A 15,125-nucleotide genomic window follows, 5' to 3' on the forward strand; every position below is an offset into this window, starting at 1 on the left:
GTACCCTGACCGCTTCGCGAAGCCAATCGCCCGATCTTGGGCTACCCTAGCAGCTTTGGCAGCCCCCTTGCTGTGACGGTCATCACAGGCGGCACCGATTCGCCCCTCCGGCCCCGGAACCTTCGGTCTTCTTTTGCATTATATGGGGCGCTGCAATATCTAGGGGATCGAACTCAGCCGCCCACAGTCCGGCCAGGAACCCGACCATGACCCGACGCCTTGCCCTTCTTCTCGCCCTCGCCGGCGGCCTTCTGCTGACCGGCTCGTGCGCCTACCACGGCGACACCGGCAACCCGATCGGGCGCAATCTCACCTGGTTCAGCTATCTGAACGGCGACGACATCCGCCAGCAATGCAGGGTCGGCGCGCCGGACCGCTACCGCTTCGTCTATAACGGCATCTATACCGAGCAGGTCCGCTCCTACGACCTGACGACCGACGGCGCCGGGCAGAACCCGGTGTTGCAGATCCAGGTGCTGGGCAGGCGCGGCCAGGTGGGCACCATCACGGTGGACAGCGTGTCGGGCGTGCTGTCCCCGTGGTCCGGGCAAGCCGAAACCGTTCACCTGAGGGAGGTCGACGTCCTGAAGCTCCAGGACGCCATGCAGGCAGGCGGAGTGTTCCAGCCGCTGGCGAACCGCCTGGAGCTGTCGTCCGACGCCTTTTATTGGATCGTCACCGCCTGCACCCGCGGCGCCCTGCACTTCAACGCCTATCTGTGGCCGTCGCCGCGCTTCGATCAGGCGGCCTTTCCCGGCCTGCTGTTCGCCTGGGACCCCAGCGGCATCCCGGTCAACCCGCCGCGCCAAGCCGATCCGGCCGACATCCACGATGCCCGCAGCCCGTCCGACCTGCGTAACGCGCAACGCTTCAACCTGGCCGCCGGGCGCGACGGCCTGATCGGCCTCGCCGGCCTGTTCTAGGAGGCCGCGCCGGCCGGCGCCAGACCGGCGAACGGCAGGCGGCCGGCGAAGAGCGCCATCGTGCCCAGCGATTCCTCGATACGCAGGGCCTCGTTCCACTTGGCCATGCGCTCGGCCCGCGCGAAGGACCCCACCTTGAGCTGCGCCACCCCCCAGCCGATGGCGAGGTGGACGATGGTGACGTCCTCGGTTTCGCCGGAACGGGCCGATACGATGGCGCCCCAACCCGCGGCGCGGGCGGCCTCGAGCGCCGCCTTGGTCTCGGTCAGCGTGCCGGCCTGGTTGGGCTTGATCAGCGCGGCGTTGCAGGCCCCGGCCGCCGCCGCCTTGCGGATGCGTTTAGCGTCGGTGACGACGAAATCGTCGCCGACGATCTGCACCCGCCGGCCGGCCGCCTCGGTGAAGCGGCGCATGCCGGCCTCGTCGTCCTCGGCCATCGGGTCCTCGATGGAAACGATCGGATAGCGGTCGATCCAGCCGATCAGCAGTTCGGCCAGGCCGTCGGAATCGAGATCCTTCTCCTCCAGCGCCAGCCGGTAACGACCGCCGCGGCCGAATTCCGAGGCGGCGATGTCGAGCGAAATCGCCGCCTGCTCGCCGGGTTTCAGGCCGGCCGCCTCGATGGCGCGCACCAGGAGTTCCAGCCCGTCCTCGTTGGTGGCGAAGGCCGGCCAATAGCCGCCCTCGTCGGCGACGCCTTGCAGCCTTCCCGAGTCTTCGAGCAGCTTGCCGGCCAGGCGGTAGACCTCGGCCGTCCACACCAGCGCCTCGTCGAAGGAGGAGGCGCCGGGCATCGTCACCATGAAATCCTGCACGTCGACCCGCGAACGGGCATGGGCGCCGCCGCCGATGATCTGGATTTCCGGCAGCGGCAGCGTGCAGGCGTCGAACCCGCCGAGGTGGCGCCACAGGGGCTCGCCCACCGCCACCGCCCGGGCGTGGGCGACGGCCATGGAGACGGCGATGGTGGCGTTGCCGCCGAGGCGGCTCTTGTTGGGCGTGCCGTCGAGCGCGATGAGGACCTGGTCGACGGCGGCCTGATCGGTGGCGTCCATGCCGGCGATCGCCATGCGGATCTCGCCGTTGATGTTGGCCAGCGCGTTCTGGACGTCGAGCCCGCCCAGGTGGGCACCGCCGTCCCTGAGATCCACGGCCTCGCCGGTACCCATCGAGGCGCCGGCCGGCGCGATGGCGCGGCCCACCGCCCCTCCGGCCAGGTCGACCTCGACCTCCACCGTCGGCCGGCCCCGCGAATCCCACACCCGCCTGCCCCTCAGCTTGGTGATGATGAAGCCGTTCACGCTGACACCTCCTTCGACCATGTTCCGCGCACGGTTTGCAATCGCTCCGGCAGATCGGCCAGCAGGGCGCGGGCCACCCGGCGGACCCTGTTTTTCGCCTCCTCCCCGCTCACGTATTCGACCGGCGATTTGCCGTCGACCCGGGCCAGGAAAAGCCCGGGCAGCAGGCGCGCCGCCCGCCGTTCAAGCGCCTCCGGCCGCTCCCAGCGCACCCCCTCGAGGTAGGCCGCGGCCAGGATGTCGAAACACGCGAGGAAGCCCGCCGTGGCGGCCGGCGTCCACAGGCACTTCAGCAGCAGATGGTTGAGACAGAAGGCAAGATCGAAGGCCGGATCGCCGTACCACGCGCATTCGGCGTCGAGGAACACCGGCCCCCGCGGCCCGACCAGGATGTTCTTGGGGCTGACGTCGCCGTGCACCAGGGCTTTGCGGGTGGCGGCGGTGGCATCGGCCAGCCCGGCCAACACCTCCGCGAGATCGGGGTGGGCGCGCGCGGTGGCCAGCAGATAGGGCTCCAGGCGGATGGAATGGAAGATGGCATCGGTGGCGAAGCGCTCGGCCACGCCGGCATCGCCGGCGGTCGCGGCATGGATGTCGGCCAACCGCCGGGCCACCGCCTTGGCGGTTGCCGGGTCGGCGATGCCTTCGCGCAGTTGCGCCTTCCACGACGGATGATCGGCCGGATCGAGAAAGCGCATGACGAACAGGCCGGCCGCGGCGTCCTCGGCGAGGATTTCGGGAACGGCGTCGGGCTCGATGCCGGCGGCCACCCGCATCCAGGCGGATTCATAGGCGTTGCGTTCCACCGGCGCCCGCCAGTCGGCGGCAACCCTGAGCCGGGGCAGGGCCCGCTTGACGCAAACGGAACCGCAGGCCAGGTCGACCCGATAGATGTCGGAGGACACGCCGCCGGTCAGCGGCTGGATGAACGGCGCCTCGCCGGAACGCATCAGCTCCAGGCGGATCAGGCTGGGGATCAGCCAGTCATCGCTTTTTTCCGAGATCGCGCTGGGCGGGCCGTTCTCGGCCACGGAACCTCCTCGACCGCTCGGGTTGCACGGAGTGCCAACCCGAGTATTCGGGATTGTAACCCGTTAGGCAATGGCCTGAACGCGGATCGCAAGCCCGCCGTTCTCAGTCGCCCGACGCGTAGCGGCGCTCGGCGGCGAAATAGTCGGGGAAGCCGACCACCTCCTGCAAATGGCCGAACGAGGCCAGTCCCTGCGGGTGCCGCCCCGCCTTGAGCTCGGCCAGCGCCCTCTCCATGACCGGGACCGCCGCCAGCAGCAACGTCAGCGGATAGGCGGCGATCCTGTAGCCGATTTCCGCCAGGCGCGCCGGCGGCAGCACGGGCGTCGCCCCCTGTTCCAGCATGTTGGCCATCTTGGGGCCGGGGATTTCGCGGCAGAACCGCTCCATCTCGGCTTCCGAGCGCGGCGCCTCCAGGAACAGGATGTCGGCGCCGATCCCGGCGAAGGCGGCCATGCGCCTGAGCCCTTCGTCGAGATCATGGGTCGCCCGGGCGTCGGTGCGGGCCATGATCAGGATGTCGGCCCCCTCGTCGCGGGCATCGACCGCCGCCTTGACGCGCAGGCAGGCCTCTTCGAAGGGGACCACCTGCTTGCCGCGGGTATGGCCGCAGCGCTTTGGCGCCACCTGATCCTCGATCATGATGCCGGCGAAACCGGCGCGGGCGTATTCGGCGACCGTCCGCTTGACGTTGAGCGCGTTGCCGTAACCGGTGTCGCCGTCGCCGATCACGGGCAGCGTCGTGGCGGCGCAGATGGAGCGGCCCTGGTCGAGCATCTCGCCGAACGAGATGAGGCCGGTGTCGGGCGCCGCCAGGCGGGCCGCCGACACCGCGAAGCCGCTCATGAAAGTGAGCGGAAAGCCGGCCCGCTCGATCAGACGGGCCGACAGCGCGTCGAAGCAACACGGCATGACCAGCAGCTCGGACCCGTCGATGAGGGCGCGAAGGCGTTGGGCGGGCGACGGGCTCATGAGGCTTTCCCTAAAGCTTGAACGGAATGTAAAGGGCGATGTCGGGCACGAAATAGATGGCGACGACGGCGGTGAACATGATCAGGATGAACGGCCAAACGCCGCGCAGTACCTCGGTGATGGGGGCATCGGCCACCGCCTGGATGACGAACAGGTTGAGCCCGACCGGCGGCGTGATGAGGGCGCATTCGATCATCACCACGAAGATGATGCCGAACCAGATGGGGTCGATGCCGAGCGCCATCAGCGACGGATAGAGCACCGGTACCATGATCAGCAGCATCGACATCGATTCCAGGAAGAAGCCGACGACCAGCAGCACCACGCAAACGATGAGGATGAACAGGCCCGGCTCGCCGATGTTGGCGCCGATCGCCGCCGAAATGTCCTGGGGGATGCGATAAAGGGTGATCACCTTGCCGAAGATCGCGGCGCCGGCCATGATCAGGAAGATGGTCACCGTGGTTCGCATGGATTCCATGACCGCCTGCTTCAGCTTTTCCCAGGTCATGGTGCGCAGCGCAAAGACGATGATCAGGGCCACGGCGAAACCGATGGCGGCCGCCTCGGTGGGCGTGAAGACGCCGGCATAAATGCCGCCGATGACGATGAACGCCAGAACGACCGTCGGCAGGGCTCTCGTGGTGGCGCGGGCCCGTTCGTCCCAGCTGGCCTTGGGCAGCGGCGCGAAGTTGCCGCCGAAGCGGGCATACGCCAGGCTGTAGAGGGCGAACATCCCCGCCAGCAAGAGCCCCGGCCCGATGCCGGCGAGGAAGAGATCGATGATCGACTGATCGGTGATGACGCCAAAGACGATCATCGGGATCGACGGCGGGATGAGGATGCCCAGCGTACCCCCCGCCGCCAGCAGGCCGAGCACGAACGGCCGGTTATAGCCGCGGCCGATCATCTCGGGGATGGCCACCGTGGCGATGGTCGCCGCGGTGGCGATCGAGGAGCCGGCGATCGCCGAGAACAGCGCGCAGGTAATGACGGTGGCGATGGCCAGCCCGCCGGGCCAGTGGCCGACCCAGGACTGGACCGCGCCGAACAGGTCGCGCCCGATGCCGCCCTTCAGCAGCACGTTCGACATCAGCAGGAACAACGGCACCGACAACAGCACGAAGTTGTCGATCGAGCCGTAGAGCGCCTGCGGCACGATGACCGGCGCCAGATCGGCCACCCACATCAGCCCCAGCGCCAGGCCGCCGAGGGCGAAGGCGACCGGGATGCCGACAAGCAGCAAGGCCACCAAAGCCAGCAGGATGAGGGCCGTCGTCATATGCCGTCGGGTTCCCCAGCCGATCCCGGCAGCCGCCCCGCCAGCCGGCGCAGCAGCTCGGCAAGGCACTGCAGGAACAGCAAGCCCATGCCGAGCGGGATGGCGCTTTCGGTCATCCACTGCGGCACCGACAGCATGGTGGCGGTGGCGCGGCCCAATCGCACCGATTCGACGACGATGCCGGTCCCGTAAACGATGGCGACGAGGCAGAAACCGGCAATGAACAGCAGGCCGATCACCTCCGTAGCCAGCCGGCCACCGGCCCCGAGGCGCCCGGTCAAAAGGTCAATGGCGATCAGGTGGCGGTGGCGGAGCACGTAGGCCGCCCCCAGGTAGGTTGCCCAAATCTGGATGAAGCGCGACAGCTCCTCGGCCCAAATGGTCGGCGCGATGAAGACGTAACGGGCGACCACCTCGTAGGTGATGATGCCGCCGACCACGAAGAACATCGCGGCCGCCAGTTTGCCGCAGACGTCGCTCAAACGATCGATGAAAACGAGCATGGAAACGGAAATACCGCGGGCGGCAGGACCATTCCCGCCGCCCGTGAGGGTTCTTTAAAGCTTGTCGGCAGCTTCGACAAGCTGCTTGCCGAGCGGCCCAGACGACTTGATGAAGGTATCGATGACCGATGCCGTCGACTTTTTCCAGTCGGCCAGTTGCTCGGGCGTCAGCTCGATGATCTTGATCTTGTCGCGCACGTGGTCGAACGAGGCCTGCTCGAGCCGGCCCATGTTGTCGCGCAGTTCCTTTTCGACGCGGCGAGCCGCCTTGGTCATCACGGCGCGCTCGGAGTCGGTCAGGCTCTGCCAAGTCTTCTCGTTGATCAGCACGACGAACTCGACGTCGGCATGGTTGGTGACGGTCAGGTAGTCCATCACCTGATAGAGCTTGCGCGCGTCAACCGCCGTCACCCCGGTCATGCCGGCATCCACCGTGCCGCGCTGGTAGGCCAGAATCTGCTCGGAGCCCGAGATCGAGGCCGGCACCCCGCCCACCGACTTGACGAACTCGCCCAGTGTCTTGCCGAAGGTCCGAACCTTCTTGTCCTTCATGTCGGCCGGCGTGACGATCGGCTTGCCCTTGCTCAGGAGGATGGTGCCGCCGTAAGCCTGCCACCACAGCACGCGCGCCCCGGTCTTGAGAATGGCCTCGTCGAGCGGGCCGCGGACCGGGCTGCCGGGCGCCGTCGCCTTGGTCACCAGATCCCAGGTCGGGAACGAGAATGGCACCTCGAAGACATCCACGGCCGGAATGGTGCCCGCGAACACGGCGAGAGAGGCGACGCCCATCTCGACGCCGCCCGAGGACACCGCCTGCGGCACTTCCGAGTCCTTGTAAAGTTGGGAGGCGGGATAGATCTCGACCGTGATCTCGCCCTTCGTCTCGCGTTCCACTTCGTTCTTGAAATCGGTCAGGTTCTTGCCGAGGTGATGGGTGATCGGCAGTTGCAGGGTGACGCGAATCACCTTGGCGGCGTCGGCGGCGGGCGCCAGCGCAAAAGACAATCCGGCGGTCAAAACCGCCACGATCAAGCGTTTCATGAAATCCCCCATGTTGGGTTCTGAAAGAAATTGGCGCGCCAACTTGGGGGCGGCGACAGAATCTGTCAAGCCGGCAAAAGATACCGCAACAAAGATGCCGCTATAGCCGGGCGCCGGCGGGAACGGAAGCCAGGAAGCGTTCGGCCGATCCTGCCTTGAGAAAGCTGACGGCGCACCCAAGCTGGCGGTCGTCCTCGCCGCCCGGCGGGATCGGGCAGCTTTCCTCGGCGACGGTACCCAGGCTGACGCGGGTCGACTGGTCGCCCGCCGCCAGGGCGCCGGGAAGGTCGGATTCCCGCTGTCCGCCCTGGGCTTCGGACCCGGCGATGACGATGTCCGGCACCACGCCGAGACCCTGGATGGTGCGCCCCGACGGCGCGTAGTAAAGGGCCGTCGTCAACTTCAGCGCCCCCTTGATGGGCAGCGGCATGATCGTCTGCACCGACCCCTTGCCGAAGGACGGCGTCCCCATGACGATGGCGCGCCCGTCTTCCTGGAGCGCGCTGGCGACGATTTCCGAGGCCGAGGCCGATCCGCCGTTGATCAGCACGACCATCGGCGCGCCTTTCGCCTCGTCGCCGGACTTGGCCGAAAAGATCTGCCGGTTGCCCGCATCGCGGCTGCGCACCTCGACAATCCGTCCCTTCTCGAGAAAGGTATCGGCCAACCCCAGCGATTCGTCGAGAAGGCCACCCGGATTGCTGCGAAGGTCGAGAATGAGCCCCTTCATACGTGGGCCCAGCTGGGCGCGGATGGCCCTTACCGCTTCGTTGACGCCGATTTCCATCCCCTCGGTGAAGCTGGCCACCCGGACGTATCCGATGTCGTCTTCGATGTGCCAGCGGACCGCCCGGATGGAGATGACGGCGCGGGTCAGGACCTTGTCGAAGGGCGGTTCGTCGCCGCGCCGGATGGTCAGGCGAATGTCGGTGCCGGGCTCGCCGCGCATGCGCTTGACGGCATCCATGATCGAGATGCCGTGGATCGGGCTGCCGTCCAGGTGGGTGATCAGGTCGCCCGACTTCAGGCCGGCCTGATGGGCCGGCGTTCCCTCGATCGGCGAGACGATCTTGACGGAACCGTCCTCTACCGTGACCTCGATGCCGAGGCCACCGAACTGCCCTTTGGTGGTGACGAAGGCCTCTTGCAACTGTTCGGGGTTCAGGTAGGCGGAATGGGGGTCCAGCGAGGCCACCATGGCATCCAGGCCGGCCTCCACCACCTTTTCCGACGATACCGTCCCCTGCTTGCCCTCGAGGTCCTTAACCCCCTTGATCGCGGCGTCGATCAGCAGGCGGTCGTTCACCGGCCGCAGGTAGTCGTTGCGCACCCGCACGAAGGCGTCCTTGAACTGCTTGAGTTCGCGCGTATCGTTCGGATCGGAGGCCACATCGCGATAGACGGCGGCGAAGCGCGTCAACTCGCGGTCGGCATCGGCCGGCAGGGCCCCCGGACCGCCGACGGATTGCACCATGCGCCGCAGCGACGAATTTTCGGGAACGCAGCCGACCAGGGCCGGAGAGAGCGCGGCCCCAACCAGGAAACCGCCCACGACCGCCACCAGTCCGCGGAAACGCCAGGGCGACATCACGGGCACTCTTCCTCGGCCATCGACCGCAATCCTTCCGGCGCGTCCCCCACGGATACGCCACGCCCCGCATCACGGGATCGAAACGTTGATGTGCGGAAACCGCGAATAAATCAAGAAGCGATTATTCATCAGGAAGATGGGAACCGCAACGCGCCGATCAAGAACTCCCTGACTTCCGCCGATAGAGATCCGCCAATTCCGCGGCCTCGCCGGGCTGGAGAATTTGATCCATGGCCGGCAGGAATCCCATCTCCTCCTTCTGGATGTGAAACACCTCGCGCTCCACCAGTTCCCGGCCCAACCGATGGAATTCCGCCCACGCCGCCGGGTCGAAGCCGGCAGCACCGGCCCCGGCGGCCAGTTCGGTCAGCCGCCGGGCCAGCGAGCGCATGGCTTCGTGCTCGGCTTGCAGCATGGCCGGGATGCCGGGTTCGGCAACCCTGGAGAAGCGGGGGAAAAGCTCCCCCTCCTCGAAGGCGAAATGATGATCGACCTCGTCGGTCATGTTGGCGACCATCTCGGCCAGCAGGGTGGTCGCGTCGGCGTCGGAACCGCTCGGCGGGCGGTCCGGACCGATGCGCCGCAGCAGCGCCTCGAAGCGTTCGAGCAGCCCCAGCGTCTTGACGTGGTCGTCGTGGAGGGCGCGGAGAACCGCATGCGTCATCTGGTACATCCGTCGGGCTCCTTCTTCAGCCGTCTCGTTCCTTCACGGTGGCGGCCGCCTTGCCGGCGTAGCCCCGCATGCGCCGCAGGGTGTCGGCGACGAACCACAGGAAAGCCGCGGCGCCGATGAGGCCGGCCAGGGCGCCGGCCAAAACGAGGGCGCCGGCGTCGGTCACGATGCCGGCGGCGATGAAGGCAAGGGCGCCGAAATGCCCCGCCGCATGGATCTTCAAGGGCCTCTCGACGGACACGTCCGAGAGCGCCGGCGGCGTCTGGCCCGCCTTGGCGGCGTTCATGGCGGCCAGGAACGGCACGATGCGCTGCAGGATGCCCATCAGAAAGGTCAGCAGCCAGCCGAACAGCGCGACGAAGCCGAACAGCGGCACGACGCGGCCGGACACGCCGTCCACGGCGACGGCGCCGCCGAGGATGACGCTCGCCGCCAACAGCCCCCACGACGCGCGGACCAGCACGAAGGAAAGGCCGAGCCGCTTGCGCATGCCCTGGGCAAGGACGGCGCCCATGGCCCGCACGTGCAGGACGACGGCGGCCAGGCCGACCGCCGACGCCACCGCCAGCCCGAGGGGCGCCCCGGCCAGCGCGGCCACCACCGCCAGCCCGATGGCGCCGGCGGCCAACGCGAAGGTCACCGTGACTTGGCGGTCGTCGGGCGAGGGGCCGAGCGCGAACATGGGCACCATGAACTGGCTGTAGCCGAAGGCCAGCATGCCCATGAAGCCGTAGATGGCGACCACGATGTGGACGATGCTTAACCCCACCGGATCGGCCAGAAACCCGCCCTCCAGGTTGAAGGCCAACGTCAACCCGAGGCCGGTCAGAATGGCCAGCGCGACCAGGGCCGCCCAGCCGTGCAGAACCAGGGTGCGCATGCCCCGCGTGCGCCGGAGCACGTCGGCCATGAGGACGGCGAAAACGCCGAGGCCCGCCGCCGCCAGCGTCCCGCCGATGGCAAGCAGGGCGGGGTCGGCGTCGATAAAGCCGAAAACCAGGAGCGCGGTGCCCGGCGCGTAGAGCCAGAAGGTCAGCCGGCACGGCCACAACGCCGCCAGGGATTGCCCGGTGACGACGGGCAGGATCTGGAACGAGGCGCCGATCGCCGTCATCGCCAGCACCCCCAGGGTCAGGGCATGGATGCCCGCCAGGATGAAACCGGGCCCGCCCAGGAAGTGCGGCACCTGACCGGCGTCAAGCGCGACGAGCCCCCAGGCCACCCCCTGGAACGCCACGGCGGCGGCGAAGAAGCGGAACGGGACCGAGGGCGGCAGCAGGCGGCTTTGCGCCCCCATCAGGATCATCCCCGGAAACTTCACGGCCGCGCCCCCCCGCTCCGGCGAACCAGGCGCAGGCGGACATCCTGCGGTTCGGCGTGCAGAAGTTCCCAGTCCCAGCCCAGCGCCGCCAGTTCGGGATAGAGAAAGATCGGATCGCGGGCCAGGCGGACGATGACGGCGTCGCCGGCGTCGGGTCCGGCCAGGAAGGTCAGGATGGCCACCGCCGGACGCGGTGGCTCCAATCCCCGCAGGTCGAGGCAGGGGACACCCCCTTCGTCGGTGACGGGCACCCCGCCCGCGGCCAAGCCCGGCTTGTGGTTCGACGTCGTCACGTTCGGTTCCTCACGGCGCCAGGCGCCCGATGCGTTGCGGCCGCGAGATATGGGGCAAGAAAGGGGGCCGCGCCTTGATTTCGCTCAAGGCGGCCCGCCCAAGTTCCCGGCCCTCAGCCGGCGTCCGCCGCCGGTGGCGTTCCCGCCCAGGCCAGCAGCAGGCGTCCCAGATGCTCGGCCTCCGCCTTCCCCAGTTCGAGGTCGGTAAAGCGCCGCCCCTCCTGGATGCGCACCCGCAGCATGACCAGGCCGCCGGTGATCTCCACCTCCTGCAAGCGGATCGCCCGGCCCCACGGAGCGGCGAATTCATCGAGTTCGGTCACGCGCGAAAAAGTCGGCACCCCACATTCTCCTCGACCCAAAACCGACCCAGCCTAGCCGGTTTTTTTCGTCGTGACACCCCTGCATTGGCCGCGGCCGCTGAAGAGGCCCTGCAATCGGCGACAAGGCGTTGGCAAATACGGCTCTCGATTTCCACGAGAATTTAACCCGGGTAAACGTATCCTTTCTCATATTTTGAGATAGTCCATAAGAAGTCGCCTTTTCAGGCGATCAAATGGAAACAAAATTACACGAATACTTCCAACTCAGAAGCGTTCTCAATGAAAGGATCTGAAACTGCAACATATTTTCAAAAAAAAATTGACGAAACCTCAAAAAGGACTGGATTCTTCGCCGACCGCTCGCGTATAAAATATTACAAATTCTAAGCGTTCAAAATCGCAAGGCTGTAGCCGAAGCCTCCTGGCAGGCCGGTTAACAGCGGAGGAAACACGGAGCACCAAAATCCATTCCGAGAATACGCCCCGATTCCGTCTTGCCTTGATGGCGGTTTTGGCAATGCCCGGCGGGGATGCGCCGAACGCCGGGCGATGGAGGCGTTTTCGGAGCCGAATTTTCGAGCCGCCGGCGAGACCGCCCGCGGGACACGTGAAGGAACATAGAGCCGCCCCACGCCCGAACGACAACCCGAACAGGGCCGGGGTCGGCAACAAAGAACGATAACGGTTCGAAGGTCTTGGAGGACAGTCCATGGCGAAAAAGATGCCGGAAACGCCGATGCTCGACCAGCTTGAGTCTGGCCCGTGGCCGAGCTTCGTCACCAACCTCAAGAGGCTCGCTCAGACGGACGACAAGCAGTACGCCGACCGGATGAAAGACCTCCTTGGTCAGCTCGAATATTCCTACAAGAACATCAAGGGCTACTGGAAGGGCGGCACCGTCGGCGTGCGCGGCTACGGCGGCGGCGTCATTCCCCGCTTCTCCGAGGTGGCCGACAAGTTCCCCCTGTCCGCCGAGTTCCATACGCTGCGCATCATGCCCTCGCCCGGCTACCATTACAGCACCGAGGCGCTGCGCAAGATGTGCGACATCTGGGAAGAGCACGGCACCGGCCTGATCGCGCTGCACGGCCAGAGCGGCGACATCATGATGCAGGGCTGCTCGACCGAGCAGGTCCAGAAGGCCTTCGACGCCTTGAACGAGTACGGCTTCGACATGGGCGGCGCCGGCCCCTGCCTGCGCAGTTCCCAAGCCTGCGTCGGAGCGGCCCGCTGCGAGTTCTCGTGCTATGACGAGGGCCGGGCGATGCGCACGATCATCAACAACCAGATCGACGATCTGCACCGTCCGTCGCTGCCCTACAAGTTCAAGTTCAAGTTCTCGGGCTGCCCCAACGACTGCGCCGACGCCATCCACCGTTCGGACGGCGCCGTCATCGGCACCTGGAAGGACGACATCCGGGTCGACCAGCAGGAGTTCAAGACCTACGTCGCCGAGCGTGGCCGCAAGGACATCATCGACAACGTGATCACCCGCTGCCCGACCAAGGCGATGAGCCTCAACGACAACGACACCGTCGAAGTCGACAACAAGTCGTGCGTGCGCTGCATGCACTGCATCAATGTCCTGCCCAAGGCCTTGCGCCCGGGCAAGGTCAGGGGCTGCGCCATCCTGCTGGGCGGCAAGCATACGCTGCAGATCGGCGACCTGATGGGCGTCCCCGTGGTGCCGTTCATGCGGCTCGAAACCGACGAGGACTACGAGAAGCTCAAGGAATTCGCGACGAGGATCGTCGAATTCTTCGCCGAGAACGCCCTCGAGCACGAACGCTTCGGCGAGATGCTCGAACGCATCGGCGTGGCCAACGTCGTCGAGGGGCTCGGTCTCGACATCGACCTCAACATGGTGGTCCAGCCGCGTTCCAACCCATACGTCCGCATGGACGACTGGGAAGATCAGGCCAAGAAGTGGAACCAGCGCAAGGCGGTCGCGGCGGAGTAATCCGCCGCATCGCTCGCGACAAAAAGAAGGTTTGTGGAGGACAGTATGGCTGAAGCCCGTCAACCCATCGAAAGCGGCGTGCCGGACCCGTTCCCGTGGATGTACCCGGCGCTGCGCAAGAACTACGGCAAGTGGAAGTACCATGACCGCCCGCGCACCGGCGTGCTGCATCATGTCGCCGAAAGCGGCGACGAGGTGTGGACGGTCAAGGCCGGCACCTGCCGGCAGCTCGACGTCTATACCATCCGCAAGCTGTGCGACATCGCCGACGAGTACTGCAGCGGCTTCATCCGCTTCACCACCCGTTCCAACGCGGAATTCATGGTGACCGACGAGAAGCAGGTCGCGCCGCTGATCGAGCGCCTGAAGAAGGACGGCTTCCCAGTCGGCGGCACCGGAACGTCGATTTCCCAGCTTGCCCACACCCAGGGCTGGCTGCACTGCGACATCCCCGGTACCGATGCCTCGGGCGTGGTCAAGGCGGTCATGGATTCGCTCTACGACGACTTCGTCAACGAGCGCTTCCCGGCCAAGGTCAAGATCAATACGCTGTGCTGCGAGATCAACTGCGGCGGCCACGGCGACATCGACATCAACGTCCAGCACACCAAGCCGCCGGTGATCAACCACGACCTGGTGCACAAGATCTGCGAGCGCCCGACGGTCATCGCCCGCTGCCCGGTGGCGGCCATCCGCCCGGCGGTGGTCAACGGCCTGCCCTCGCTCGAGATCGACGAGAAGAAGTGCATGTGCTGCGGCGCCTGCTATCCGCCCTGCCCGCCCATGCAGATCAACGATCCGGTCAACACCAAGATCGCCATCTGGATCGGCGGCAAGAACTCCAACGCGCGCAGCAAGCCGACCCACCACAAGCTGGTGATTTCGGGTCTGCCCAACAATCCGCCGCGCTGGCCCGAGGTTTCGGCCGCCGTCAAGACGATCCTCGAAGCCTACCGCAAGGACGGCCGGCCGTACGAGCGGGTCGGCGAGTGGGTGGAGAGAATCGGCTGGGCGCGCTTCTTCGCCCTGACCGGGCTGCCGTTCACCCGCCACCACATCGACGATTGGCGGTGGGCGCGTGCGACCTGGAACACGTCGGCGCACCTTCGCTTCTAGGAGGCGCAGGCCATGAAGTTCAGCGTGCTCGTCAACGAGGGGCCGTTCACGCACCAGGCCTCCGATTCCGCCTATCACTTCGTCAAGGCGGCCATCGGCAAGGGCCACGAGGTGATGCGCGTGTTCTTCTACCACGACGGCGTCAACAACGGGGCCAAGCTGTCATCGCCCCAGCAGGACGACCGCAACATCGTCAAGCTGTGGAGCCAGCTGGGCAAGGAGCACGGCCTGGACCTGGTGATCTGCGTCGCCGCGGCGCTTCGGCGCGGCATCAAGGACGACGTGCTGGCCGAGGGGTTCCGCATTTCCGGGCTCGGCCAGCTCATCGAAGCCGGCATGGAATCCGACCGCCTGGTCGTTTTCGGCGACTGACGGGAGAGGGAAAAAATGGCTGAACCTGTCGACATCCCCGAAGACGACGAGCCGGGCGAGGACGTCAAGAAGTTCATGTTCGTCAACCGGCGGGCGCCCTATGGCACCATCTACGCGCTGGAAGGGCTGGAGATGGTGCTGATCACCGGCGCCTTCGATCAGGACGTTTCCGTCGTCTTCATGGACGACGGCGTCTTCCAGATCGTCAAGGGCCAGGACACCAAGGCCGTCAACATGAAGAACTTCTCGCCGACCTACCGGGCGCTGGAGGGCTACGACATCGACAAGCTCTACGTCGAGAAGGAGTCGATCGAGGCCCGCGGCCTGACGGCAGCGGACTTCGTGGTGCCGGTGAAGGTGGTGAGCGCCGCCGAGCTGGCCGGCCTGATGGCCGAACAGCACGTCATCGTCTCGGCGTGACAGGA

General features: G+C 66.5%; 16 protein-coding genes. 5 read left to right on the forward strand and 11 right to left on the reverse strand.

The window, feature by feature from the left end:
- Positions 1–206 precede the first annotated feature (206 nt).
- A complete protein-coding gene (locus ODR01_RS08975) occupies positions 207–923 on the forward strand; it encodes a hypothetical protein (RefSeq protein WP_316977297.1) in 717 nt (238 codons plus the stop codon).
- Here ODR01_RS08975 and eno read toward each other — a convergent pair.
- The 11 genes from eno to ODR01_RS09030 form a co-directional block, all read right to left on the reverse strand.
- Positions 920–2,224: a phosphopyruvate hydratase gene (gene eno / locus ODR01_RS08980; protein ID WP_316977298.1), complete on the reverse strand. Its 1,305-nt coding sequence runs from the start codon at positions 2,222–2,224 to the stop codon at positions 920–922. The two genes, ODR01_RS08975 and eno, sit on opposite strands and share 4 nt — an antisense overlap.
- Positions 2,221–3,255, reverse strand: a complete 1,035-nt coding sequence (locus ODR01_RS08985; RefSeq protein ID WP_316977299.1) for a phosphotransferase family protein — start codon at positions 3,253–3,255, stop codon at positions 2,221–2,223. Before ODR01_RS08985 ends, eno begins: the two co-directional genes overlap by 4 nt.
- 103 nt (positions 3,256–3,358) lie before the next feature.
- A complete protein-coding gene (locus ODR01_RS08990; protein ID WP_316977300.1) occupies positions 3,359–4,225 on the reverse strand; it encodes an isocitrate lyase/PEP mutase family protein in 867 nt (288 codons plus the stop codon).
- Positions 4,226–4,235: 10 nt separating this feature from the next.
- Positions 4,236–5,507 (reverse strand): TRAP transporter large permease, encoded by a 1,272-nt coding sequence (locus ODR01_RS08995; protein ID WP_316977301.1) that lies wholly within the window; start codon positions 5,505–5,507, stop codon positions 4,236–4,238.
- Positions 5,504–6,010 carry a TRAP transporter small permease gene (locus ODR01_RS09000; RefSeq protein WP_316977302.1) on the reverse strand — a complete coding sequence of 169 codons (507 nt, stop codon included), beginning with the start codon at positions 6,008–6,010 and terminating at the stop codon, positions 5,504–5,506. The genes ODR01_RS08995 and ODR01_RS09000 overlap by 4 nt, the downstream gene beginning before the upstream one ends.
- Positions 6,011–6,064: 54 nt before the next feature.
- Entirely contained in the window at positions 6,065–7,051 is a 987-nt protein-coding gene (locus ODR01_RS09005) for a TRAP transporter substrate-binding protein (RefSeq protein ID WP_316977303.1), read from the reverse strand.
- A gap of 100 nt (positions 7,052–7,151) precedes the next feature.
- Complete coding sequence (locus tag ODR01_RS09010; protein WP_316977304.1) at positions 7,152–8,639, reverse strand: S41 family peptidase; 1,488 nt, start codon at positions 8,637–8,639, stop codon at positions 7,152–7,154.
- A gap of 160 nt (positions 8,640–8,799) precedes the next feature.
- Positions 8,800–9,315, reverse strand: coding sequence for a hemerythrin domain-containing protein (locus ODR01_RS09015; RefSeq protein ID WP_316977305.1), 516 nt, complete (start codon positions 9,313–9,315; stop codon positions 8,800–8,802).
- Positions 9,316–9,331: 16 nt separating this feature from the next.
- The gene (locus ODR01_RS09020; RefSeq protein WP_316977306.1) at positions 9,332–10,636 is read right to left on the reverse strand and encodes a hypothetical protein; all 1,305 of its coding nucleotides are present in this window, start codon (positions 10,634–10,636) and stop codon (positions 9,332–9,334) included.
- Positions 10,633–10,929, reverse strand: a complete 297-nt coding sequence (locus ODR01_RS09025) for a DUF2249 domain-containing protein (RefSeq protein ID WP_316977307.1) — start codon at positions 10,927–10,929, stop codon at positions 10,633–10,635. The genes ODR01_RS09020 and ODR01_RS09025 overlap by 4 nt, the downstream gene beginning before the upstream one ends.
- Before the next feature lie 113 nt (positions 10,930–11,042).
- Complete coding sequence (locus tag ODR01_RS09030) at positions 11,043–11,270, reverse strand: DUF6967 family protein (protein WP_316977308.1); 228 nt, start codon at positions 11,268–11,270, stop codon at positions 11,043–11,045.
- A gap of 691 nt (positions 11,271–11,961) precedes the next feature.
- Here ODR01_RS09030 and dsrA point away from each other — a divergent pair.
- Genes dsrA through tusC form a run of 4 tightly spaced genes read left to right on the forward strand, consistent with a single transcriptional unit; the run spans position 11,962 to position 15,120 of the window.
- Positions 11,962–13,212 (forward strand): dissimilatory-type sulfite reductase subunit alpha, encoded by a 1,251-nt coding sequence (dsrA, locus tag ODR01_RS09035; RefSeq protein ID WP_316977309.1) that lies wholly within the window; start codon positions 11,962–11,964, stop codon positions 13,210–13,212.
- A gap of 45 nt (positions 13,213–13,257) precedes the next feature.
- Positions 13,258–14,328 (forward strand): dissimilatory-type sulfite reductase subunit beta, encoded by a 1,071-nt coding sequence (gene dsrB / locus ODR01_RS09040; protein ID WP_316977310.1) that lies wholly within the window; start codon positions 13,258–13,260, stop codon positions 14,326–14,328.
- 12 nt (positions 14,329–14,340) lie between these two features.
- Positions 14,341–14,700: a sulfurtransferase complex subunit TusD gene (gene tusD, locus ODR01_RS09045; RefSeq protein ID WP_316977311.1), complete on the forward strand. Its 360-nt coding sequence runs from the start codon at positions 14,341–14,343 to the stop codon at positions 14,698–14,700.
- Positions 14,701–14,715: 15 nt separating this feature from the next.
- Positions 14,716–15,120, forward strand: coding sequence for a sulfurtransferase complex subunit TusC (tusC, locus tag ODR01_RS09050; RefSeq protein ID WP_316977312.1), 405 nt, complete (start codon positions 14,716–14,718; stop codon positions 15,118–15,120).
- The last annotated feature ends 5 nt before the right edge of the window (positions 15,121–15,125 follow it).

The sequence above is a fragment of the Shumkonia mesophila genome, from assembly GCF_026163695.1.
Lineage (GTDB): Bacteria > Pseudomonadota > Alphaproteobacteria > Rhodospirillales > Shumkoniaceae > Shumkonia > Shumkonia mesophila.

Excerpts from the sequence above, each read along its gene's own strand:
- ODR01_RS09010 (WP_316977304.1), bottom strand. The coding sequence starts at position 8,639 with ATGTCGCCCTGGCGTTTCCGCGGACTGGTGGCGGTCGTGGGCGGTTTC.
- ODR01_RS08990 (WP_316977300.1), bottom strand. The coding sequence starts at position 4,225 with ATGAGCCCGTCGCCCGCCCAACGCCTTCGCGCCCTCATCGACGGGTCC.
- ODR01_RS09000 (WP_316977302.1), bottom strand. The coding sequence starts at position 6,010 with ATGCTCGTTTTCATCGATCGTTTGAGCGACGTCTGCGGCAAACTGGCG.
- ODR01_RS09015 (WP_316977305.1), bottom strand. The coding sequence starts at position 9,315 with ATGTACCAGATGACGCATGCGGTTCTCCGCGCCCTCCACGACGACCAC.
- tusC (WP_316977312.1), top strand. The coding sequence starts at position 14,716 with ATGGCTGAACCTGTCGACATCCCCGAAGACGACGAGCCGGGCGAGGAC.
- dsrA (WP_316977309.1), top strand. The coding sequence starts at position 11,962 with ATGGCGAAAAAGATGCCGGAAACGCCGATGCTCGACCAGCTTGAGTCT.
- ODR01_RS08995 (WP_316977301.1), bottom strand. The coding sequence starts at position 5,507 with ATGACGACGGCCCTCATCCTGCTGGCTTTGGTGGCCTTGCTGCTTGTC.
- tusD (WP_316977311.1), top strand. The coding sequence starts at position 14,341 with ATGAAGTTCAGCGTGCTCGTCAACGAGGGGCCGTTCACGCACCAGGCC.
- ODR01_RS09005 (WP_316977303.1), bottom strand. The coding sequence starts at position 7,051 with ATGAAACGCTTGATCGTGGCGGTTTTGACCGCCGGATTGTCTTTTGCG.
- ODR01_RS08975 (WP_316977297.1), top strand. The coding sequence starts at position 207 with ATGACCCGACGCCTTGCCCTTCTTCTCGCCCTCGCCGGCGGCCTTCTG.
- dsrB (WP_316977310.1), top strand. The coding sequence starts at position 13,258 with ATGGCTGAAGCCCGTCAACCCATCGAAAGCGGCGTGCCGGACCCGTTC.